Genomic DNA, 17,583 nt, shown 5'->3' with positions numbered 1-17,583 from the left:
CACCCTCCCCAGCGTCTAATCGAACGGATCGTCGTCCACGGAGGTGTCTTCGCGACCAGGCAAGCCGGTTCGAGCTGCAGGCGACAGCCCAAGCTCACGGACGTAGTTCTTGAGCTGCGTCCGGTACTGACCGGCAATCGTGGTGTGCGGGTTCTTCCCCGGTCCGCGCTGGCCCATGGTGATCAAGCCTTCACTCGACAGCTCGTGCTCAGTCCATTCGAGGCGAGCCACACAGATGCACATGTCCACGACCAGTGAGAAGTCCACCGCAGCGAGGCCGACGCTCTTCTCAAGCACCGGCACCACTCGATCCCACTCCTCTTTCGCACGTCTTTTCACGAAGCGAGTGCCGTTGATGGCCTGCCTCTTGAGTTGATACGAGACCAACTGCTTCTCATATCGGTAGACGCGCTGCTGGAAGTGCTCAATGGACTCTCCATCTTCGCGCTCCGGCTCTTTCGGCTTCTTCGGAGCCTGAGCTTCTGGAAGTTCGCGAGACCAGTCCGGCTCGATGAAGTCGGCCGGCGGCAACACCACCGATTCCGGCTCCGGACGGTGCCCTGGGTTGCCCTCGCGCACCACGGCGAGCGCCGGTTTTGGCATTGGACCAGGCATAACGGCGACACCCCCTGATCAAAAAGCTCTAACCTGCGGGACTACGAGTTCGCCTGCCCGGCGGCTAACTGCAGAGCCGGGAAGGGGGTCACCCCCACCCCTTCGGAGGGGCATCGATCGGCATGAAGTCAAGGCTTTCGAGGCGTGTCACTGCTTCGCATTCCACCCTCCGGGCTGATGTTCAGCGGTTTCCGTCTTGTGGCAAGGCGAGCACAAACCCCGACCGTATTTGGGATCGTCAGGGTTCAAGCCCCGCGAAATCAATCCCTTTCGGGAGGTCGGGTAGTGGTCAGCATCTTTAGATGGTCTCTTCATACACAAGACGCATATCGGATCACGAGCGAGAACTTCTTCACGGAACCGGCGGTGGCCACGGCCTGTGTACCCGCGCCATCGCGACGAGCCCCGGTGTTCTTCAGCTGCCTTCTCATGCTCGTCGCATCGACCACGACTACCGAAGGCTTGGACCAGCTCGGTGCAACCAGGCTGAGTGCAAGGCTTCTTGGGTGCAACGGGCAACCTGATCACCTCACTGCGTCCGGGTACGACGAAGCCCCGAACCACTGCTGTGATTCGGGGCTATCGCTTGAGCCAGTAAGGCCATTCAATCAGTAAATTTACGCCACTAAGTCAAGTCCGTCAAACCCGACCCAGACGGGGAGGCCGAGCACCTCGACGCTGAGGCCGAGACGCCTTCAACATCTTCGACCAGGTGTCCCATTGCACTGCGTGATGGGCATCAGCTGCACACCGAACAGTCTTCACACCATCGGACCTCTCAGCAATGAACAGCTGACCTTTGCACCCGGGGCGCTTGCAGTACTGGTCCGGGAGCTTGGCCGTAGTCTCGACTCCGTACGTCTTGGCCGCGATCTGATCAGCTGCCTCGGCAACCCACCAATACGCCTGGCGGGTGAAGGTCTTGTCGGTGGCTCCTGCGATCTTGACCATCTGCCACCGGGCCAGCCACTCGGCCAAGCTCGGCGTGGTCTGATCAGCCGGCAACGAGAGACCAGGATGATCATCGATCAGCCTGAGCGCCACCGACCAGATGTTGTCGCGCACGATCATCAACGCATCCGATACCGAGACATTCAACGGCAACGGTGCTTCAGTACGCTGGGCATGACGCTCACTGTCACCACCTCGCGACGGATGCAACGCATCCTGGGCTTCATCCCAACGGTCAGCCACCAGATGAAGATCAGCACGCATCCGGTCATCGCACACAGGGCAGAGGTTCAACTCCGATACGACTGCAGGCGGTACCTTGTCCTGCTCGGCCACCAGATGCACCACGCACACGCCAACACCCTCACGAGCAATCGACTGGCAACCCCAGCAACCACAATCCGCAGCATCCTTATGCTCTGGCATTACTTCCACCCCCGCGAAGCATTTGAAGAATCCGACCCGACACCCAATCCGATGGACGCCACACCTCAGCAACCTGGCCACCCAAACGAAGATCATTCAGCCACGACTCCTGCGCTGGACTCACTCGGCCGGCCTGGGCCTTCAACTCGGCAAACATCAACTTCTTCGTCCGACCATGGATCAACACCAGATCAGGGAAGCCCGGATTCGAACGCCTCGAATCATGGGTGTGGTACTGCTGCGTGTAGCCCAAGGACTTCGCAAGGTTCTGCACATGAGACTGGAACTCTGATTCACTCCACAAGAGGACAGGGTTCTTGAACGGCTGTTTGTTGTACTTCATTAGTTCTTCCTCCTACGAGGTCTTCTACGTCTGGAACGGGGCTGAGTATTGTTCGAAGGCTTAGCAGGAGGACGGGAATCAGCAGGGGAGTGATCTCGCCACCCAGCCCCACCAGACCCGTCCCGGCCCGACCCGTCCCGACCCGTCCCGACAGATCCAGATCCGACACCCTCAGATTTCTTGATGATCAACTGATTATTTTTTGATTCGGAGTTGATCGGTGACTGCGCGGGGGACGAGCCGGTGGTATCCGTTGCTTCGTCGCCGGCCGGAGTCTCACCCTGGAGGGGAGTCTCTACGGCTTCGCTTTCAAGTGCTGCGATCATTTCCGAGTATTCGATGCCGTTGAGCTCGGTGGCCATGTCCGAGGTGGACAGGCGTTCTTTCCGGGCCGGGTTATCCGTTGCCTCGGAGCGCTCAACCTTGCTGGCTGCCGTCGCATGCTTGCCGGTGGTGGTGGACGAGCCGGTGGTAGCCGTTGCTGCGTCGCTTGCCGTTACATCAGTTGATGCCGGACCATTCACTGTGCTCGATGCCGGAGCTGGCTTGGGAGCGTGGAGCTCTACACGTTCAGTTGAGACCTTGACCAGGATTCCCGCCTTGTCGCGCAGCCATGCGGCCGCGTCGGCAGTGAAGTACGGGGAGCGTGGTGCCGGTCTGAGTTCCTTATCCCAGAAGCCACCATCCTTTCTGCTTGAGTTACAGGACGTGCAAGCAACCACTAGACGCTCGATCGGCGTCGGTTCGCTGTTGTCCAGGTCTTTCGGATCAAGGTGGTCAATGGTGCCTGCCTTGATCGACTTACGGTCGTTGCCGAAGGTGACCATGCGGCCACACCACCGGCATTCGGCGCCATCGCGCTTGATGATGGCGCCCTTCTTGGCAAGGTCGTACGTGTCCGCACGGCGGTTCTTTTCCCGCTCCTTGTCCGATTTGAGGATCATGTGGAATAGGTCTTCTTCTTCCACGAGCTTGAGGACTCGGCGCATACTGCCGTTCTCGTCAATCTCTTTCTCCTCAAAGATTCCGCAAGACAGCGCTGCCTTGAGAAGTTCCTTGTAGCGGCTGAGGCCGGCCATCTGCTTGGCCGTGCCGACCTCAACGATGTAGTCGCGGTCAAATGCGGCCGATTGCGTGGCGCACCTGTTCACCCACCCGTACATCTCGTTGAGCAGACGATCGTCAGCCTCGTCCATCTCCAAGACGCGCAATACCAATGGGTGATTCGCCGATACGTCCGACTGCTTCAACCACGACATTGGCGTTCCTGTTCATGTTCTTAAGCTTCGGCAGCTTCCGGGCTTGCGCCCTGGCTACGGCGAGCGCTTCTTTGGGGTGTTTGGTGTCTGCGAGGGCGTTGCCGCGTTGGAGAGTTATCCAGCGTCGGGTGTTCGGGTTTCGGCAGACGTAGATCTTGTCGGAGTCGTCGGTGAGCGCTCTGATTAGCATCATGCCGTGACCTCGATTCTGATGACCTGCTCCGGGTCTGCACGGCGTTTGTCGTACTCGCCGTTCCATCGGACTCGGACTTCGGCCATCAGGTCGTCGTGCTCTAGGGCGGTGATTCGGCCGTACATGTCGGGGCGCTTGTGCATAGCGATCATGACGTGCAGTCCGCGGTGGAAGCTGGTCAGATCACCCATGCGGATCGGTTCCATGTCGCGCAGCGGATCCAGCTTTGCCGGCGGACCGGAGAACTCCGGCGAGCGCTGAATAGGCGTTGATGGCGGTGTAGGCACGGGGATGGTCATGGCTTCCTCCTTTTGTAGCTTGCGAGTCGTAGTAGCGCTTCGACTTCGGCGCGGGTCAGGGTGACGTTGTCGCGGTCATCGTAGGTGAGAGTGCGGGTAACAACTGTCTTGCTATGGCAGAAGCAGCTCGCGGGCATTTTCCCTCGACCGACTGCGCATCCAGGCTCATGCGTCCATAGATCACGCTCCCAAATCTCAGGCATCGTCCACCTCCGGCTGGTAGATGACACGGGCGGGGATGATGATCTCCGGGTGCGTATCGGCCAACCGTCCGCCTCGATGCCATTCCTGGGTGTAGAGCTTCTGGAACACAACCGGGTAGTTCGGCACCGTGAGCGAGTACTGGTAGGACTCGGAGAGAATTACTGACCCAACCGGTAGCGCTTCGAGTTCTTCCATGCTGTTAACTACCAGCTGGGCGGCGGCGAGGTAAGCGGACACGATATTTCCTATTGCCCTAAGCTCCGCTTTTCGATTCCTTTCCAACAAGTCCTCCCATGGCGGAAGGTCTTCAAATGATCGCCCCGACTCATAACGTTCACGAGTCACAGCTTCGAGCGCGTCCGGGTTTAGCGGGGGCTGGTTAGACATCGTCAACACCTCCGAAGTACTTCCACGGTTCACGTGCTTGAGTTGGCGGGGTCCATCCCTGCTCAATCAGTACCGGGATGACCATGTTCAGGGCCTCGACTACTTGGAGCTTCTGCTGGTACCGGGCTACGGCGTTCAGTGCCGTCCAAGACGGCAACGGGGCTTCAGCACTTCGGAGCCGGATATTTTCGTAGGCGACGATCGCGAGCTGGTCCACCAAATCCTCAGTGATGTGTTTACTCATGGCTGCACCTCTGGCTTCTTCATCTGTCCGGTGATGGTGATCTTGTCCGATGGCATCAGGACGTGATGCTGGCCGTCCAGCATGACGCCGACGTACTTCATCTTCTTCCCGCCTACGACTTCGTAGGATCCATGGGTGATGGATTCCAAGGTGCCTTTCGAATCCGTGAACTCGATGACCTTGTTCAGATCGGTGTTGTTCAGGCGACGGGCCTCAACGACGGTGCTCATGACTTCACCAGGAATCCGGAGAAAGGGCCCATGAAAGGCGTCGCACCCGGCAGGAGCAGACCGTCCTTCGGGTAGACCAGGGCGGCTTCGTCCAATGGGTTCTCCGGATCTCCGCCGGGCAGCCAATACCAGTCCTTGCGGAAAGTGAAACTGAACTCCACGAGGTCTTCAGCATCCATGAACGCTTCGATGGTTTCGCCAGCCGTGCTCTCGACCCATGCGCGGACCGCTTCGTCCGCGCTGTGCGCGTCAGTGGTTCCGGTGACGAACCATAGGTCAGTGTCTTCGCCCAGTTCTTGGACGGTAATGATTCCGGTGCTCATGCTTCCGGTTCCTTCGCTAGCTTCTTGATCTCGTCCGGCTGGAATCCGAACCAGTCGTGAGATTCCTTGGTTTCCATGTTCATGACCAGGACGTAGGGCATCGTTGCCGTGACATTCTTCTTCGAAGCAATCAGCTTCAGCTCGTCGATGGACTGCTTATCGGATTCGTTCACGACGATCTCTTGATAGGGGATGCCGGCGGTTTTCAAAGCACGCTTGGTGTTGGTGCACTGCCCGCAGGATCCGGGCTTCGTGTACAAGGTGACTAGCTTGCTCATGCTGCTGGCCCTTCCACGCTCATGAGCGCGTCCGCCGCTCTTCTCATTTGGCTGATCAATCGCGTCACGGCTACGGCTCCTTCCGGTGTGAGCTTCAGCGTGTGCATTACCTCGCCACGGAAACGCGGAGCGTCATGCGCGAGGACTGCATGGAAGTAGTTCTTCTTGTCCGCCATAGCGCTGTACCGGTACATCGGCTTCTTGCGCTGTTCCTTCTCCGACCAGCGTGAGGACTCCTGCTTGTAGATCCACTTGCGATCCAGCAGGATTGCGCGCAGCTCGTTCTCGCCGATCTTCAGATCAGAAGCCAGCGTGCGGATCGTGATCAGATCCTCGTCGGCCACGAACGTGTCCACGTAGTCCACCTTCGGCGCATCCTGCGCCACCTTGTTCTCCAAGGCCTGGACCCGCGCACTGGTGATCTGCAGAGCCTGAGCCACGATTTCATCCGCGGTCATCGGCGAGCGCTGGTATTGGCCGGTTTCGCGGATGGAGGGGAGTACTTCGTGGGTGAGCCAGCGTTTGAAGGCTTTGGCTTCGGGTTTGCGGGAGCGTAGTACGAGTGAGTACATTCCGGCTTCGGTGACGTAGGCCGTTTGCTGGACGCCGCCAAGGGTGTCGGTACTAGCGACACCCTTTTCGTCTTCGTCCAGGGTGGCTACTGCGTCGCGTGCGTTGCGGATGTCCAGTACTGCGCACAGGTCGTTGGCGATGAAGCATGGTTCGCCGTTGATCAGCAGGGTGCGGACTTCTTCGTCCTGGTAGATCCAGCTCTGGGTTTCAGTCATGACTTCCTCCTATACAAGGTGGGTGCTTTGTTTTGCGGTGGACAAGGGTTTAGCTGACTACTGCGAAGGGTGTGGGCAGTTCGGTGGCCCAGTGCTCCTTCAAGTTCTCGTAGTTGTCCTTGTCCTTGTTTTCGAGTTCGACGCGGTCGGCGTTGACCATGCCGATGAAGTAGTGGCCGCACAGGACGAGCAGCGAGCCAGCGTTGTTCGTGAGCGCGCATACCGTGAGCGGGTCGCCGTAGGTGGTTTGCGCTGCGCGGAACGCTGAGAGGCGTTTCAGGTCGAACCTGGTTGGTGGGAGCATTGCGCGGTTGCGCTGTGCTCCGCGGCCGATGGTGGCCCAGAGGCGGGGCAGGTGCTTGTTGGACTGCACTGGGGTGGTGACGGTCAGCTGGTCGCCTCCGAAGAGCTGGCCGAGGCGGCGAACCTTGATGGTGGCCACGGTGATGTCTTCTTCTGGTTTTGGCCGTTGCTCTTGGGTGAAGGTGACGGTTACTTCCAGCTGGACGTTCCAGTCCTCTTTGCCTGGTGCGAACATGTCGATGATGGTGCCGGCGATTTCCGGGGTCATGGTGAACTGGCCGAGTTCGCCGAGGAAGGTTTCTTCATCGATGGGTACTCGGGCGATTGCTGCGGTCATGCCGTTGGTGGCGGTGACGAGCAGTTCGCGGTTCGGGCGAATCGTGCAGTCGATGCTCCGGCCGACCGGGTCTTCCTTGTCGTTGGAGACGTGCGGTTTGGTGGATGCCAGGGCTTGGCGGAATCGGTGCAGGTCTACAGTGAATTGCAGCATTCGTGGTTCCTACTTCCTGAGTCTTCTTCGTTCGTCGGCTGTCTTTCCGCCGCGGATGCCGTACCTGGTGTCTGATTGGACTGCGTCGATGAGGCAGTCGAACCGGACTTTGCATCCTCCGCAGAGGTTCTTGCCTTCGATGGCAGCTACGCGGGATTCGCTGACCGGGTGCCAGGGATCGCCCTTCTTCTTGAAATCCCAGTTCTTGCAATGCGCTTCGGCTCGCCAGTCCTGATCATCGGCGGTCAAGTTCGGGGCTTGGCGGGTAATGCTCGCCATGCTTCTAGTGGCCACGGCTACTCGTCCTCGTCTTCGTCAGCGTCCGGGCAGCCGTGGCACAGGCCAGCCCACTTCGAGTCCGCTACGACTTCCTGCTTGCACCCCGTGCAGGTGGCCGTTACTTCGTCAGGCAGGGGGACAAGGTCAAGTTCGCGGTTGCGGCGGGGCTCGTTCATGGCCGAATACTCCATGGCCAGCTTCTCGTCGAGGTCGAGCTGGTATCCGAGATGCTCGGTCAGGAAGCTGTAGTACGCGTGCGAGCTTATCCAGCGAGAGCTGTAGTTTCCGTTTTCGAATCCTGACCGTTCGAAGCCCGACAGCTTACCTAAAGTTTCTTCGGTGCCGAGGTGGTCCGCGAATGCCAGCATCACGCCCAGATAGGCCATGGACTGGCGAATGAGGTGCTTGTGCACTTCAGTGTTCCAACGATCCAACAGCACGTAAGCACTGGACATGTCGTCCAAGTCTGGGACCTTGAGTCCCACGACCTCGCCAAGGATGGTGCGCCCTTCCTCGGAGTAAAGCACTTGCGTCGTGATCTTCTTAGCGATGGCTTCCTTCGCCACAACCTCCGAAGGCTTCACCGTCTCGAAGGCGTTCTTGACGAACGCGATTCGGGAACGCTGCACGATCGGAAGCATGCTCTTGAGCTTGTTCTGAGTCTGTTTCTCCTGCTTCTCTGCCTCGGTGAGCTCAGGCTTTACTTTCTTGGCCTTCACGTACCAGATGGGTTCCGGATCGCGGTAGTTGAAGCGGTACTTGTGGCCGGCGGCAACGTGCTCTGCATCGGTCATCTTGTCCTCAACGGCTGTCCAGGCGTTGCTGTAGGAAATCTCGTAGTCGCCTTCTTTGGCGTCCAGGTCCTTCAGCTCAGCCACGCGCAGAGACTTCTTGATCGACAGCTCAGTTTCAGCAATGACGCGCTCCACGGTGTCGATGCTGGCTCCGTTGGCCATATCCTCGATGCGCTCCACCGTGCGTTCGTACAGCTCGGGGATATCCGACTGTTCTTCAAGCTCCTGCAAACGCTGCACAGCGTCCAAACGCAGCCGGCCGGCCGAGTAGGCCTTGGATACTCCGTCGTCCTTCTGCGCGACCTTGGCGCGAGTCTGGACTTCTTTGCGGGACATCTTGAACTTCTTGCCCACGGTGGTGATGTCCATTCCCAGATCCAGCAGGCCCTGGATCCCCTTGGAAACCTCAGCCTCAGATAATGGCCGGTGATTGCGACCAGTGGTCAGCATCGTCTCGATGTCAGCGCGAGCGCCACGCTCCTCGGTGGGCTCTGGAAGAACCACGCAAGGAACGTCGGTCAGGCCGGCCTGCGCGGCAGCAGCACGACGACGGTTGCCGTCCTGAACGATGTAATCGCCCTCGCGGTCTGGGTGCGGGTACACCAGCAGCGGGTTGAGCAGGCCCAGCGACTTGATCTCGCCGGACAACTGGGTCAGATCACCCAAATCCTCACGGATGTTATCGGGGTGCTGATGAACAGCGGAAAGGGCAAGAACTTCAAGTCTGCCGTTGAATTTAGCCAAGAAAATACACCTCTAGTGCGTAAGAAAGAATGGAAAGAAAGAGTTATGCGGCGCGGAAAGCGCGAAGGTCAGATGCCACCCAGTCGCCAACAGCCAGGACAACCCAGCCGAACGCCGCGATAGCGCACAAGCCACTGAAACCCGACGGCAGTTGCGCCGTTACCGAGCTGGCCAGCAACAGCAACCCGATGACCGGCATATGGACCCAGAACATGCGGCGAACCGCGAAACGAAGAATGTCTGCAGGACTCATGGCAATCACCCTTCGAACAAGGACTGGGCCGGCACCGGGGGAGGGATGACTACCGCGGCGAAATGCGCGACGTCCTTCCCGTTGACGTTGATCGTGCCGATACCCTCGTCGCCGAGGGCGGCGATACTGCCTGGTTCGACGACCATCGTCTGCCCCAGATAGATCGGGCGCATCCGCTGCGTCACTGCCTTCACCGCGGCCCGCGCCCTCGCGGACTTCGGGTGCTGGGACCAGGAAACGTCCAGCACGGCCGATGGCCTCGCGGACCCAATAGGATGCACCGTCACCCGGCCCTCGACCCGGCTCACTGATGATCACCTTGGGGTACGTCACTCGGTGCCCCGATGGATGCTTTGAGTGGCACCTGGAACATTCCACCCGGCGGCTTAGGGCGCACCGCGAGCGTCTGCTTGAAGATGTGCAACTCATCGATAATTCCCTGTGTAGCCGGATGCCCCGAGCGCTGCACCATCTCCGCCACCTGCTGGCCACGGAACTTATCGATCTGGTCCCGCAGCTCGTCCAACGCGTCATCGAGCCGGTCGATGTTCACCAGCGTGTGGTCAATGACCCCATTGATGTTGCCGGTGGAGTCGAAGCCTGGCCACTGCTTCAAAGCGGTCAGCAAGTGAACGGTGGCTTCCTTCGCACGGTCGTACGCCTCTTGGCGAGTAACCAGATTCTGTGCTTCGGCCAGACGTGCTGGGGAAACGGACTGGTGATTCTTCCGGAACCAAGACTTAGTCATTTTTCTGTCCTCTTCTCGCTTTGCACTTGCCGCACTGGCACTGTCCGTCTTCATTGGGCGTGAACCCGATATCGATACCTTCGAGGCCGCTTGCCGAGGCGAGCTTCCTGCCAACCTCGTCGGCGACCCGGTTCGCGACCTCCTGCGTGCGGAGCATTGCCCGGCCTGCCTCGACCTGCGTCTGCTTCAGCTCAGCTGTCTTCTCGTTGGCCTTCGCCCCGGTGATGAAGAAGTACATTCCCGAGCCAAGGACTCCGAGAAACACCAGGTAGGCAGCGCCGAACAAGATCCACATGATGATGGTGTTCACTTCTTGCTCCTTGGCTTGCGTCCCTCGCACCAACCGAAGCGAGCTGCTTCGCGACGATGCTCGGCGCAGTACTTGTCGCGCTCGGTGAGGTGGGCCTTTTTGTTGACCTTCAGTTCGATTCCGCAGAATCCGCACTGCCGGGCAACGGCCTCCGGCCGAATGCGAGTGGCTACAACGCCCATGCCGGCTGCACCTCCACACGCTGGTTATCGATGTACGCCTGCAGATCCGACGCCGCGACACGGATCGTCTTGCCTGTCCGGCCGATCATCACCTTGGGCAGTTCACCCAGATCGATCAGGTCGTAAATCGTCTGCTTGCTCACCGAGAGCAGCTCACCAGCCTCGATCACCGAATACAGCAACCGGACCGGCCGGTACTCCGCCGGCACCCCTGGTTCAACGTCCACCACACGCTCGCCCCTGCGAGCCTGCGGAAACTTGACTACACTGGTCATTGAAATCACTCCTTACTTACCGTTTGAATGTTTGGTTTCATCGCACCCAGCAGCTGTAACTGCTGGGTGCTTCTTATTTGCCCTAAATATGGGGCTTAGACCCTCCGCCGATAGGATTCGAGTACCGCTACACGAACCACCTACCAACGGAGGAAAACTATGGATGGAGCTAACCTCGCGGCTTGGATCGCCGCAGGCGCATCGACGCTGACATTGGCGTACATGGCTGGGCAGAGTTTCAAAGCGCGACGAGATCAGCCAGTGCCTGAAATCGAAATTCGCCCAATCGGAACAGCCGATTACCAAGGCAAACAGTTCCGCTTGATAGAGATCGTCAATCGTGGCTCGGGGATCGCACACTTTTACAACCCCCTGATTGTTCACGGCGGAGACATCATCGTTGCCGATGGTTTCTCGCACCCGGACGTTCTGACCCCCGGCGACAAGCAGCGACTCATGATCGATTCGAAAGACTTCGACGCGGCATACTGCACCTACATGACGCAGGGTCCAGGTCGTGCCCGTCACCTCACCATCAGCTGGTATCCGCTCAACCATTTCGGCCCGCTCGGAGAAATCCATCGGCAGCAGCAGTCCGCTTTCCAGCAATCGAAGTGGAAGAGACGAGCCACACTAGGTCCCGCTCAACTCGTCGGGCCAAAAGGCATATTCCAGCTAATCGCCACACGACGGCACCGGGGCCAACCAGACCGAATACCAACTGCACAAGGGGTAGACCACTCAGGAAAGCCGCTGCCATCGACAGTATGAGAACTGCCAGCACGACAATCGACCACTGCGGATCAGCCAGTGCATCCACATCGGCACGAAGCCAGTGTGCTCTCAGCCTCGAAGATGCTTCCGACGCCACGTGTGTCCGTGATTGTTCGTGCATCTGCTGGTGCTCCTCAATGTCCTGGAAGTAGCTGTCCTGCAGTTCGAAGTCCTCGTCGGTGACGACTGGGCCGCCGATGCCAACGTGATAATCGCAGCCCGGCTCCGGGCACTTGAACTCGCTCATTACTGACCTGCCTGGTGTGCCTCGAAGGTGGACCGTACGCAATTTGCGAGTGGCGTCGACTCCGGATGATCAGTTTCGTGGTCGGCCGGAACCGGATGGAGCTGCTCGCAGACGAACAGATCACGCTCGAACTCGAAGGACGTCGCGTACGCCTCGGAGCTGGACAACAGCGAATCCAAGTTCGCGTGGACCTGGGCACGCATGCCTTCATGCTCTAGTGCTTCGCGGACCTCGTTGATGCTGTTGGCGGTATTGCCGACGGAGTAGTGTGCGACGGGTGTCGTGCTGGCAACCCGGCTCGCATCAGCCTGGGCTGGTGCGCAGCCGGCGAGCGCGAGAGCTGCGACTGCTAGGACTGAGAGATTCTTTTTCATGCCGCACTCGAATCAGGTTTGCGTTGTGACGCGTTTGTAACTACGGGCGCGATTTCGTTCTCCTCGAGTTCGAAGTAGTCCTCCCATTCGACTTCAAGTCGCGCGGCTAGCTGTAATGCCAAGTCCTCGCTCAAAGTCTTCATCTTCCCGTTTTCCAGTAGGTAGATAGTGTTCTGCGACCGCCGAACCAGGTAGGCCAAATCCCTCTGGCTGTACTTTCGATTCAGCCGCTTCCTGCGAAGCGCACTTGGATCCTTTACCCGCATCCAACTCTCCTTTCGTACGAGCCTTAGATGCTTTGCTGCCTTACGCATAACTAGTATTCCCTTCGTGATTCGCTTTGACAAGTACAGCATGACGCATACCGCAAATACTTGTCAACACGACAACGCTAAATATCGGCTAGATTAGGGTGTTGTAGCACTTGTTACTTGTCATGAAAGATTTTCGTAGCATTGCTCAAGTTATCCGTGTTCGACGAAAGTTATCGACGTGAACAACGCAGAATCGCTGCAAAGCCTTTTGGACCAGGCGGTAGTAAAGCGAAAGACATCAGTTCGGCAGCTCGGTTTCGCAGCTCAAGATGCTGGGTACAAAGTAGTCGGCACGACGCTCGGCCATATCCGTGCCGGCCGCTATAAGTCGGTGCCCTCAGCTGAGACTATCCGCGCTATCGCTTGGCTTGCAGGTGTTGATGAATCTGTGGCGTTCGCAGCAGCGGGACAACCAGTCCCAGGCCCGCCATTAGCTGACGAACTTCCGCCAGGCGCAGACAACCTCTCGCCAAAATCGCGTAAGGCCGTTGTCGACATGGTTCGGGTCCTCGTCGACCTCGAAGCAGGAAACAATGAGCAACGCACCTCAGACCCAGAAGACAAAACGCCCCGCACCCTGCGAGCGGTGGCGCCCGCGAGTGACCCTCGCTCTGGACAGAAGACCGAACCGGAGTACGGCATCACGGAACTCCACGGCGACGAAGCCAGGAGTATTCCAGTACCTCCACGCGAGCGACTCGCAGCGCACCCAAAGGTGAAGACTAGGCGCGAGCAGCTCGACGAAGAACCTGGTGACGGTAGTGAAGATGAGTAAATCCGCTCGGCTATCCATCTTCATGCTCTGTGCAGCAATCGCGATAGTGATGCTCGGAGGCTTCATTGCCTACTACTGGGGCAGGCCCTATTTGATTCGGCTTCCAAACACGTTGATTATGCTTGCCTGCTCCGTAATTCCTGCTTGGGTTTCGTGGCGGATCTCCGCACCGTGGCGTAAGCAGGACGGCAAAGAAACCGGCGTGGGCGACAGGGTTAGTCAAGATTCCGAGAGGACCCACGATGGCTAAGAAATCAAAGTCTCATGATCGACTCAAGCCCGGTGCATTCTGGCATTCCCCTTGTTCAGGGTGTAGTGATGATTCGAAGGCTGTGAAGGTTGATCTTGGTGACGACTTGCGCACGATAACCAGAGTCAAGCGTTGCACGTCAGTTGGAGATCTGATTGTGGATTTCAGTGTTGGTGTCCAGGGGCGTCATCCTCGACAGCGGAAACTGACGGACATTATTCGTGGGTGTAGCAGCCACGCTAATTATCACTGGCACCGCTGGAGCTTCGCATACCCGCAGCGAGACCTACCCGCGCAGTCGATCCAACAGCTAGACTCAGTATTACAGGTAACAGCATCTTTCTATGATTCAACAGTTCGGATTGCTGAACGTGCGATTGAATGGAGCGATCAATGGTTTCCCGAGAGCAACTAGTGCAACGGGCTGCTGTTGCTGCGCGCTTGAGTCGTGACTTGACGAATAAACGGTTCCATGACCGGCTGGTTTCGGTCGCTCCTGTCGACGATGAAGGTGACGCCGTGGTCGTCGCGGCCGGGGCGGAGGAGTCTGCGGTCGTTACTATTCACCGTATTGAACGGTCAGCGCACCAGAAAGTAGCGATGGCGACGCTGGTCGATGACCAGATCAGGGTCATTGTCATGCAGCACACGGAGGGTACCTCCGGACTGATTCAATCTATTCCTGGCGGCCTATCCGTAGAGGGCTGGGTCCGTTTGATGGACAAGTCCAGAGGTGGGACGTTCAATGCTGACGGCAGCGAGTTCAAGCAGGAAATCGAAGGTATCTCGATAGCTTTGCTTTAGCACTTGGGGCAGACGGTTTGGTGCGTTCCACCGTCACAATGGCACATTATCCAACTAGTACATATATTCGAAACATGCAGAATGTATGGGGCATGCTGCGCTCACTCGCGCACGTCATTATTATTTGGAATCGTCCGTATCCGGACATAGTTGCGGCGACGGATGGCCGGCGTATTTGGATTGACCCGAAACTCACGGCAGTGGAGCGGCGGTGCTTCCTGTCGCACGAGGCCATCCATATCCAGCATGGCCACGACGGCTGTCAGCCATCGGCCATCGAACGACAGGTCTGTCTGGAAGTGGCACGCTTCCTCGTCTCCTTTGAGAGCCTGCAGGACGTTGCCGGCTGGTCGCGCTGCCCGGTCGAAATGGCCGACGAACTCGGCGTGACCGAGCAAGTACTCTTGGACCGGCTAGCCACGCTAGACGGTGACCAGATTCAGGCACTCTGGCCACCCGGCGAACACATCGCTTAACCACTTATCCACATCTCGTAACCAACCGCGCCATGGGGGTCTATTTGGCGCGCACAATTTCCCCAGGGAGGGAAGAATCATGACTACCTCAGGCCAAACCAGGCGCAGCAACAACGAAGGCACGGTGCCCCGTCAGCGGAAAGACGGCCAGTGGCAATCGAACTACGTTGCCGGCTACCTTCCAAGCGGCAAGCCTGTCCGCAAATCCGTCTACGGCAAGACAAAGGCCGAATGCGCTGCCAAGCTACGCGCTGCGATCAATAAGGCCTCGGGCGGATCGGTGGCCTTATCTCGTGCCCCGAGGATGATCGAGTGGCTGGATCACTACCTCGACGTGATCGCCCCAAGCGACATCAAGGAACGCACCATCAACGCGCATCGCTCCAAAATCGACAACTATGTGCGCGGCCACAGGATCGCATCTAAGCGCCTAGACAAGCTCACCCCGACCGACATCGACATTCTCTACCAAGATGCGCGGGGGAGTAGGAAGCGCTCCACCAAGCAGGGGTCTACTGCAGACCCGCTATCACCCAGCACGATCCTTGGCCTTCACCGAGTCCTACGGCGAGCGCTCAATGTTGCTGTCAATCGTGGTGTCCTTGGTAGCAATCCGGTTCTGCGTGTTGATGTTGCTGGGCGGTCTGATTTTGAGCCGCAGGTTTATACGACCGGGGAAGTGCGGAAGATGCTTGCTGCCGCTGTAGAGCTGGATGATGGCGCTCGGTGGATTCTGAATCCGACTCTTGGCCCAAGGCAGGGTGAAGCGCTCGGCCTATCCTGGCCGGACATCAATTTCGACACCGGGCGCATCAAGATTGCGCGTGAGGTGTTCTCTTTACCTTGGAAGCATGGTTGCGTCGAGGGCTCCGAGTGCGGGCGCAGGTACGGTTCGAACTGTCCTGCCCGGACGGGCGGCGGATTCTTTACGGGTCCACCGAAGAGTGCTGCAGGCAATCGCAGCGTGCCAATGCCGGATCAACTTTTGTCGGCTCTGAAGGAGCACCGCAACGTCCAGGCCCTGCAGCGCACGGCAGATTGGGCACCCTACATCGATCAGGCAGGGGTGGCCCACGAATTGGTGTTCTGCCGGCCGAACGGCCAGCCGATCGATCACCGTGCCGACTGGCAAGCCTGGAAGGACTTCCTTGCGTCAGCGGGAGTCCCGGACGGGCGCGTCCACGACGGCCGGCACACCGCGGCCACGACACTGTTGCTTCTTGGCATCGATCCACGCGTAGTAATGGAGATTCTCGGATGGTCGCAAGTCGCAATGCTGACCAGGTACCAGCATGTGCTGGACGAGATGCATGATGATGTCGCCAAGAAACTCACCAGTCACTGGACCCCCGAACCGGAGCCGACGAGCAATATTATTTCCCTTGCGGATGCCCGGAAACAACGCCTCGGTGGCGGTGCCTGAAAACAAAACTGTGGTAAAACTGTGGTAATTTGCTGATTCTTGGCCCGGTTTTGAGGGCAAAAAAAGAACCGCCGTTCACTTGTTTGACCAAGTGAACGGCGGTTTTTTATTTTGTACCCCCGGCCGGATTCGAACCGGCGACCTAGAGATTAGAAGGCTCTTGCTCTATCCAGCTGAGCTACGGAGGCATAACCGAAAATAGTTTAGCTCATTGATCACCAAAAATACGACTTGAGGCCGATAGGCTGGTGAAATGTACGTATTTCATCATCTGATCAGGGGTAGATAAGTTGCCGAAATTTAGAATCGGTAGCGCTTCGAGCATCGTGTGCTTCTGCGCACTAAGCGTGGTACTAGCCTGGGCCATCGCACTTCCGCTTTGGCTAGGAGGAGGCATAAACGACGCCAGGCTGCCGGGCATCGCCACGGCAATGATGTTTACTCCAACAATTGCTGCTCTCGTGATCGCAATTGCCGAGCGACGGGTAAAGAGCTTCACCACCGATGTTGGGATCTGGCCCATCAAACGTCCTGGAAAGTTCGTAATTGCGCTTGTGTTGTCCTACGTGATTCCGCTCGGGCTCATACTCCAAGCACCATTCGTTGGAACGTGGCTAGGTGTCTTCCCTGGGGATTTAGAAAACTTCACGGTTTTGCATTTTGTCTCCGGTCAGTCCGGCCCGACCAGCTACCTTCTAGGGCAGGCCGGGTTGATAGTTGTCGCCAGCCTCTTTAATTCCTTGTTCGCCTCAGGCGAGGAGATTGGGTGGCGTGGCTGGCTTTGGGTTCGGTTGCAACCGTATGGTCAGCTTGCTGCAATTCTGATATCCGGTGTGATTTGGGGGATTTGGCATGCGCCGCTGGTTCTCCTGGGGTACAACTATCCGATGGCAACGGGGCCATGGGGTGTATTGGCCATGTGCGGTATGTGCATAGTGTTTGGTGCCTTCCTTGGTTGGTTGCGTACCTACAGCGGTTCCGTGTGGCCAGCAGCCTTGGCGCATGGAGCATTCAATGCAAGTGTCGGACTTGTCTCTTTATTCATGATGATGGGAGTGCCCCTGGATGCAACCAAAGCATCAATTATGGGTTGGTCCGGCTGGATACTCCCGGGACTTGTCATAGCCATCATGTTCTCGATCGGAGCTTTCATGCCGCAACGGACGACGAGTTTATCCACAGCACGTTGATTCCATGTCCGCCGTCATTTTATGGTGGGCCACCATCA

At 58.1% G+C, this 17,583-nt stretch carries 28 protein-coding genes and 1 tRNA gene; 6 read left to right on the top strand and 23 right to left on the bottom strand.

The window, feature by feature from the left end; all coding sequences use genetic code 11:
- Positions 1-15: 15 nt before the first annotated feature.
- From ACRDT3_RS00880 to ACRDT3_RS00785, 20 genes are all read right to left on the bottom strand, one after another.
- Positions 16-603 (bottom strand): P27 family phage terminase small subunit, encoded by a 588-nt coding sequence (locus ACRDT3_RS00880; RefSeq protein ID WP_431491155.1) that lies wholly within the window; start codon positions 601-603, stop codon positions 16-18.
- Positions 604-1,254: 651 nt separating this feature from the next.
- Positions 1,255-1,992 (bottom strand): hypothetical protein, encoded by a 738-nt coding sequence (locus ACRDT3_RS00875; RefSeq protein WP_431491154.1) that lies wholly within the window; start codon positions 1,990-1,992, stop codon positions 1,255-1,257.
- Complete coding sequence (locus ACRDT3_RS00870; protein WP_431491153.1) at positions 1,979-2,335, bottom strand: VRR-NUC domain-containing protein; 357 nt, start codon at positions 2,333-2,335, stop codon at positions 1,979-1,981. The genes ACRDT3_RS00875 and ACRDT3_RS00870 overlap by 14 nt, the downstream gene beginning before the upstream one ends.
- Positions 2,335-3,594 (bottom strand): HNH endonuclease, encoded by a 1,260-nt coding sequence (locus ACRDT3_RS00865; RefSeq protein WP_431491152.1) that lies wholly within the window; start codon positions 3,592-3,594, stop codon positions 2,335-2,337. The genes ACRDT3_RS00870 and ACRDT3_RS00865 overlap by 1 nt, the downstream gene beginning before the upstream one ends.
- Before the next feature lie 189 nt (positions 3,595-3,783).
- Positions 3,784-4,086: a hypothetical protein gene (locus ACRDT3_RS00860; RefSeq protein WP_431491151.1), complete on the bottom strand. Its 303-nt coding sequence runs from the start codon at positions 4,084-4,086 to the stop codon at positions 3,784-3,786.
- 195 nt (positions 4,087-4,281) lie between these two features.
- On the bottom strand, positions 4,282-4,527 hold the full coding sequence (locus ACRDT3_RS00855) for a hypothetical protein (RefSeq protein WP_431491150.1): 246 nt from the start codon (positions 4,525-4,527) through the stop codon (positions 4,282-4,284).
- A 142-nt stretch (positions 4,528-4,669) separates the two neighbouring features.
- Positions 4,670-4,921 (bottom strand): hypothetical protein, encoded by a 252-nt coding sequence (locus ACRDT3_RS00850; protein ID WP_431491149.1) that lies wholly within the window; start codon positions 4,919-4,921, stop codon positions 4,670-4,672.
- Positions 4,918-5,151 (bottom strand): hypothetical protein, encoded by a 234-nt coding sequence (locus tag ACRDT3_RS00845; protein ID WP_431491148.1) that lies wholly within the window; start codon positions 5,149-5,151, stop codon positions 4,918-4,920. The genes ACRDT3_RS00850 and ACRDT3_RS00845 overlap by 4 nt, the downstream gene beginning before the upstream one ends.
- Positions 5,148-5,474: a hypothetical protein gene (locus ACRDT3_RS00840; protein ID WP_431491147.1), complete on the bottom strand. Its 327-nt coding sequence runs from the start codon at positions 5,472-5,474 to the stop codon at positions 5,148-5,150. The genes ACRDT3_RS00845 and ACRDT3_RS00840 overlap by 4 nt, the downstream gene beginning before the upstream one ends.
- Positions 5,471-5,752 (bottom strand): glutaredoxin family protein, encoded by a 282-nt coding sequence (locus ACRDT3_RS00835; protein ID WP_431491146.1) that lies wholly within the window; start codon positions 5,750-5,752, stop codon positions 5,471-5,473. The genes ACRDT3_RS00840 and ACRDT3_RS00835 overlap by 4 nt, the downstream gene beginning before the upstream one ends.
- The gene (locus tag ACRDT3_RS00830) at positions 5,749-6,540 is read right to left on the bottom strand and encodes a BRO family protein (RefSeq protein WP_431491145.1); all 792 of its coding nucleotides are present in this window, start codon (positions 6,538-6,540) and stop codon (positions 5,749-5,751) included. Before ACRDT3_RS00830 ends, ACRDT3_RS00835 begins: the two co-directional genes overlap by 4 nt.
- A gap of 49 nt (positions 6,541-6,589) precedes the next feature.
- Complete coding sequence (locus tag ACRDT3_RS00825) at positions 6,590-7,333, bottom strand: hypothetical protein (protein ID WP_431491144.1); 744 nt, start codon at positions 7,331-7,333, stop codon at positions 6,590-6,592.
- A gap of 9 nt (positions 7,334-7,342) precedes the next feature.
- A complete protein-coding gene (locus ACRDT3_RS00820) occupies positions 7,343-7,627 on the bottom strand; it encodes a WhiB family transcriptional regulator (protein WP_431491143.1) in 285 nt (94 codons plus the stop codon).
- Between the two features lie 2 nt (positions 7,628-7,629).
- A complete protein-coding gene (locus ACRDT3_RS00815; protein ID WP_431491142.1) occupies positions 7,630-9,150 on the bottom strand; it encodes a ParB/RepB/Spo0J family partition protein in 1,521 nt (506 codons plus the stop codon).
- 43 nt (positions 9,151-9,193) lie between these two features.
- Positions 9,194-9,403, bottom strand: a complete 210-nt coding sequence (locus ACRDT3_RS00810) for a hypothetical protein (RefSeq protein WP_431491141.1) — start codon at positions 9,401-9,403, stop codon at positions 9,194-9,196.
- A gap of 5 nt (positions 9,404-9,408) precedes the next feature.
- Positions 9,409-9,651 (bottom strand): hypothetical protein, encoded by a 243-nt coding sequence (locus ACRDT3_RS00805; RefSeq protein ID WP_431491140.1) that lies wholly within the window; start codon positions 9,649-9,651, stop codon positions 9,409-9,411.
- Positions 9,652-9,707: 56 nt separating this feature from the next.
- Positions 9,708-10,151, bottom strand: coding sequence for a hypothetical protein (locus ACRDT3_RS00800; protein ID WP_431491139.1), 444 nt, complete (start codon positions 10,149-10,151; stop codon positions 9,708-9,710).
- Positions 10,144-10,461 carry a hypothetical protein gene (locus ACRDT3_RS00795; RefSeq protein ID WP_431491138.1) on the bottom strand — a complete coding sequence of 106 codons (318 nt, stop codon included), beginning with the start codon at positions 10,459-10,461 and terminating at the stop codon, positions 10,144-10,146. The genes ACRDT3_RS00800 and ACRDT3_RS00795 overlap by 8 nt, the downstream gene beginning before the upstream one ends.
- Positions 10,458-10,643 (bottom strand): hypothetical protein, encoded by a 186-nt coding sequence (locus ACRDT3_RS00790; protein ID WP_431491137.1) that lies wholly within the window; start codon positions 10,641-10,643, stop codon positions 10,458-10,460. The genes ACRDT3_RS00795 and ACRDT3_RS00790 overlap by 4 nt, the downstream gene beginning before the upstream one ends.
- Positions 10,631-10,918, bottom strand: coding sequence for a helix-turn-helix domain-containing protein (locus tag ACRDT3_RS00785; protein ID WP_431491136.1), 288 nt, complete (start codon positions 10,916-10,918; stop codon positions 10,631-10,633). The genes ACRDT3_RS00790 and ACRDT3_RS00785 overlap by 13 nt, the downstream gene beginning before the upstream one ends.
- A gap of 159 nt (positions 10,919-11,077) precedes the next feature.
- Between ACRDT3_RS00785 and ACRDT3_RS00780 the strand changes: the two genes are divergently transcribed.
- Complete coding sequence (locus ACRDT3_RS00780) at positions 11,078-11,689, top strand: hypothetical protein (protein WP_431491135.1); 612 nt, start codon at positions 11,078-11,080, stop codon at positions 11,687-11,689.
- 249 nt (positions 11,690-11,938) lie between these two features.
- Here the strand turns inward: ACRDT3_RS00780 and ACRDT3_RS00775 are convergent, their stop codons facing one another.
- Positions 11,939-12,313 (bottom strand): hypothetical protein, encoded by a 375-nt coding sequence (locus ACRDT3_RS00775; protein ID WP_431491134.1) that lies wholly within the window; start codon positions 12,311-12,313, stop codon positions 11,939-11,941.
- Complete coding sequence (locus tag ACRDT3_RS00770; protein ID WP_431491379.1) at positions 12,310-12,579, bottom strand: helix-turn-helix transcriptional regulator; 270 nt, start codon at positions 12,577-12,579, stop codon at positions 12,310-12,312. Before ACRDT3_RS00770 ends, ACRDT3_RS00775 begins: the two co-directional genes overlap by 4 nt.
- 226 nt (positions 12,580-12,805) lie before the next feature.
- Here ACRDT3_RS00770 and ACRDT3_RS00765 point away from each other — a divergent pair, with 226 nt between their 5' ends.
- The 4 genes from ACRDT3_RS00765 to ACRDT3_RS00750 all read left to right on the top strand — a co-directional run bounded on the left by ACRDT3_RS00765 (position 12,806) and on the right by ACRDT3_RS00750 (position 16,355).
- On the top strand, positions 12,806-13,402 hold the full coding sequence (locus ACRDT3_RS00765; protein WP_431491133.1) for a hypothetical protein: 597 nt from the start codon (positions 12,806-12,808) through the stop codon (positions 13,400-13,402).
- 643 nt (positions 13,403-14,045) lie between these two features.
- Positions 14,046-14,456, top strand: a complete 411-nt coding sequence (locus ACRDT3_RS00760) for a hypothetical protein (protein ID WP_431491132.1) — start codon at positions 14,046-14,048, stop codon at positions 14,454-14,456.
- Between the two features lie 92 nt (positions 14,457-14,548).
- On the top strand, positions 14,549-14,932 hold the full coding sequence (locus ACRDT3_RS00755) for an ImmA/IrrE family metallo-endopeptidase (protein WP_431491131.1): 384 nt from the start codon (positions 14,549-14,551) through the stop codon (positions 14,930-14,932).
- Positions 14,933-15,011: 79 nt separating this feature from the next.
- Positions 15,012-16,355 (top strand): tyrosine-type recombinase/integrase, encoded by a 1,344-nt coding sequence (locus ACRDT3_RS00750; RefSeq protein WP_431491130.1) that lies wholly within the window; start codon positions 15,012-15,014, stop codon positions 16,353-16,355.
- 114 nt (positions 16,356-16,469) lie between these two features.
- On the opposite strand, the gene ACRDT3_RS00745 is transcribed toward ACRDT3_RS00750, so the two are convergent.
- Positions 16,470-16,543 (bottom strand) — tRNA-Arg (locus tag ACRDT3_RS00745).
- Positions 16,544-16,786: 243 nt separating this feature from the next.
- On the opposite strand from ACRDT3_RS00745, the gene ACRDT3_RS00740 reads away from it, so the two are divergent.
- Complete coding sequence (locus ACRDT3_RS00740) at positions 16,787-17,545, top strand: CPBP family intramembrane glutamic endopeptidase (RefSeq protein WP_431491129.1); 759 nt, start codon at positions 16,787-16,789, stop codon at positions 17,543-17,545.
- Positions 17,546-17,583 lie beyond the last annotated feature (38 nt).

The organism is Glutamicibacter sp., from assembly GCF_050701915.1.
GTDB lineage: Bacteria > Actinomycetota > Actinomycetes > Actinomycetales > Micrococcaceae > Glutamicibacter.
Note: the sequence above shows the minus strand (reverse complement) of the source record. Positions and strands in the feature narration are given on the sequence as shown.

Coding starts and splice junctions, on each gene's coding strand:
- ACRDT3_RS00880 (WP_431491155.1), bottom strand. CDS start 603: ATGCCAAAACCGGCGCTCGCCGTGGTGCGCGAGGGCAACCCAGGGCAC.
- ACRDT3_RS00875 (WP_431491154.1), bottom strand. CDS start 1,992: ATGCCAGAGCATAAGGATGCTGCGGATTGTGGTTGCTGGGGTTGCCAG.
- ACRDT3_RS00870 (WP_431491153.1), bottom strand. CDS start 2,335: ATGAAGTACAACAAACAGCCGTTCAAGAACCCTGTCCTCTTGTGGAGT.
- ACRDT3_RS00865 (WP_431491152.1), bottom strand. CDS start 3,594: ATGTCGTGGTTGAAGCAGTCGGACGTATCGGCGAATCACCCATTGGTA.
- ACRDT3_RS00860 (WP_431491151.1), bottom strand. CDS start 4,086: ATGACCATCCCCGTGCCTACACCGCCATCAACGCCTATTCAGCGCTCG.
- ACRDT3_RS00850 (WP_431491149.1), bottom strand. CDS start 4,921: ATGAGTAAACACATCACTGAGGATTTGGTGGACCAGCTCGCGATCGTC.
- ACRDT3_RS00845 (WP_431491148.1), bottom strand. CDS start 5,151: ATGAGCACCGTCGTTGAGGCCCGTCGCCTGAACAACACCGATCTGAAC.
- ACRDT3_RS00840 (WP_431491147.1), bottom strand. CDS start 5,474: ATGAGCACCGGAATCATTACCGTCCAAGAACTGGGCGAAGACACTGAC.
- ACRDT3_RS00835 (WP_431491146.1), bottom strand. CDS start 5,752: ATGAGCAAGCTAGTCACCTTGTACACGAAGCCCGGATCCTGCGGGCAG.
- ACRDT3_RS00830 (WP_431491145.1), bottom strand. CDS start 6,540: ATGACTGAAACCCAGAGCTGGATCTACCAGGACGAAGAAGTCCGCACC.
- ACRDT3_RS00825 (WP_431491144.1), bottom strand. CDS start 7,333: ATGCTGCAATTCACTGTAGACCTGCACCGATTCCGCCAAGCCCTGGCA.
- ACRDT3_RS00810 (WP_431491141.1), bottom strand. CDS start 9,403: ATGAGTCCTGCAGACATTCTTCGTTTCGCGGTTCGCCGCATGTTCTGG.
- ACRDT3_RS00800 (WP_431491139.1), bottom strand. CDS start 10,151: ATGACTAAGTCTTGGTTCCGGAAGAATCACCAGTCCGTTTCCCCAGCA.
- ACRDT3_RS00790 (WP_431491137.1), bottom strand. CDS start 10,643: ATGGGCGTTGTAGCCACTCGCATTCGGCCGGAGGCCGTTGCCCGGCAG.
- ACRDT3_RS00785 (WP_431491136.1), bottom strand. CDS start 10,918: ATGACCAGTGTAGTCAAGTTTCCGCAGGCTCGCAGGGGCGAGCGTGTG.
- ACRDT3_RS00780 (WP_431491135.1), top strand. CDS start 11,078: ATGGATGGAGCTAACCTCGCGGCTTGGATCGCCGCAGGCGCATCGACG.
- ACRDT3_RS00775 (WP_431491134.1), bottom strand. CDS start 12,313: ATGAAAAAGAATCTCTCAGTCCTAGCAGTCGCAGCTCTCGCGCTCGCC.
- ACRDT3_RS00770 (WP_431491379.1), bottom strand. CDS start 12,579: ATGCGGGTAAAGGATCCAAGTGCGCTTCGCAGGAAGCGGCTGAATCGA.
- ACRDT3_RS00760 (WP_431491132.1), top strand. CDS start 14,046: ATGGTTTCCCGAGAGCAACTAGTGCAACGGGCTGCTGTTGCTGCGCGC.
- ACRDT3_RS00755 (WP_431491131.1), top strand. CDS start 14,549: ATGCTGCGCTCACTCGCGCACGTCATTATTATTTGGAATCGTCCGTAT.
- ACRDT3_RS00750 (WP_431491130.1), top strand. CDS start 15,012: ATGACTACCTCAGGCCAAACCAGGCGCAGCAACAACGAAGGCACGGTG.
- ACRDT3_RS00740 (WP_431491129.1), top strand. CDS start 16,787: ATGATGTTTACTCCAACAATTGCTGCTCTCGTGATCGCAATTGCCGAG.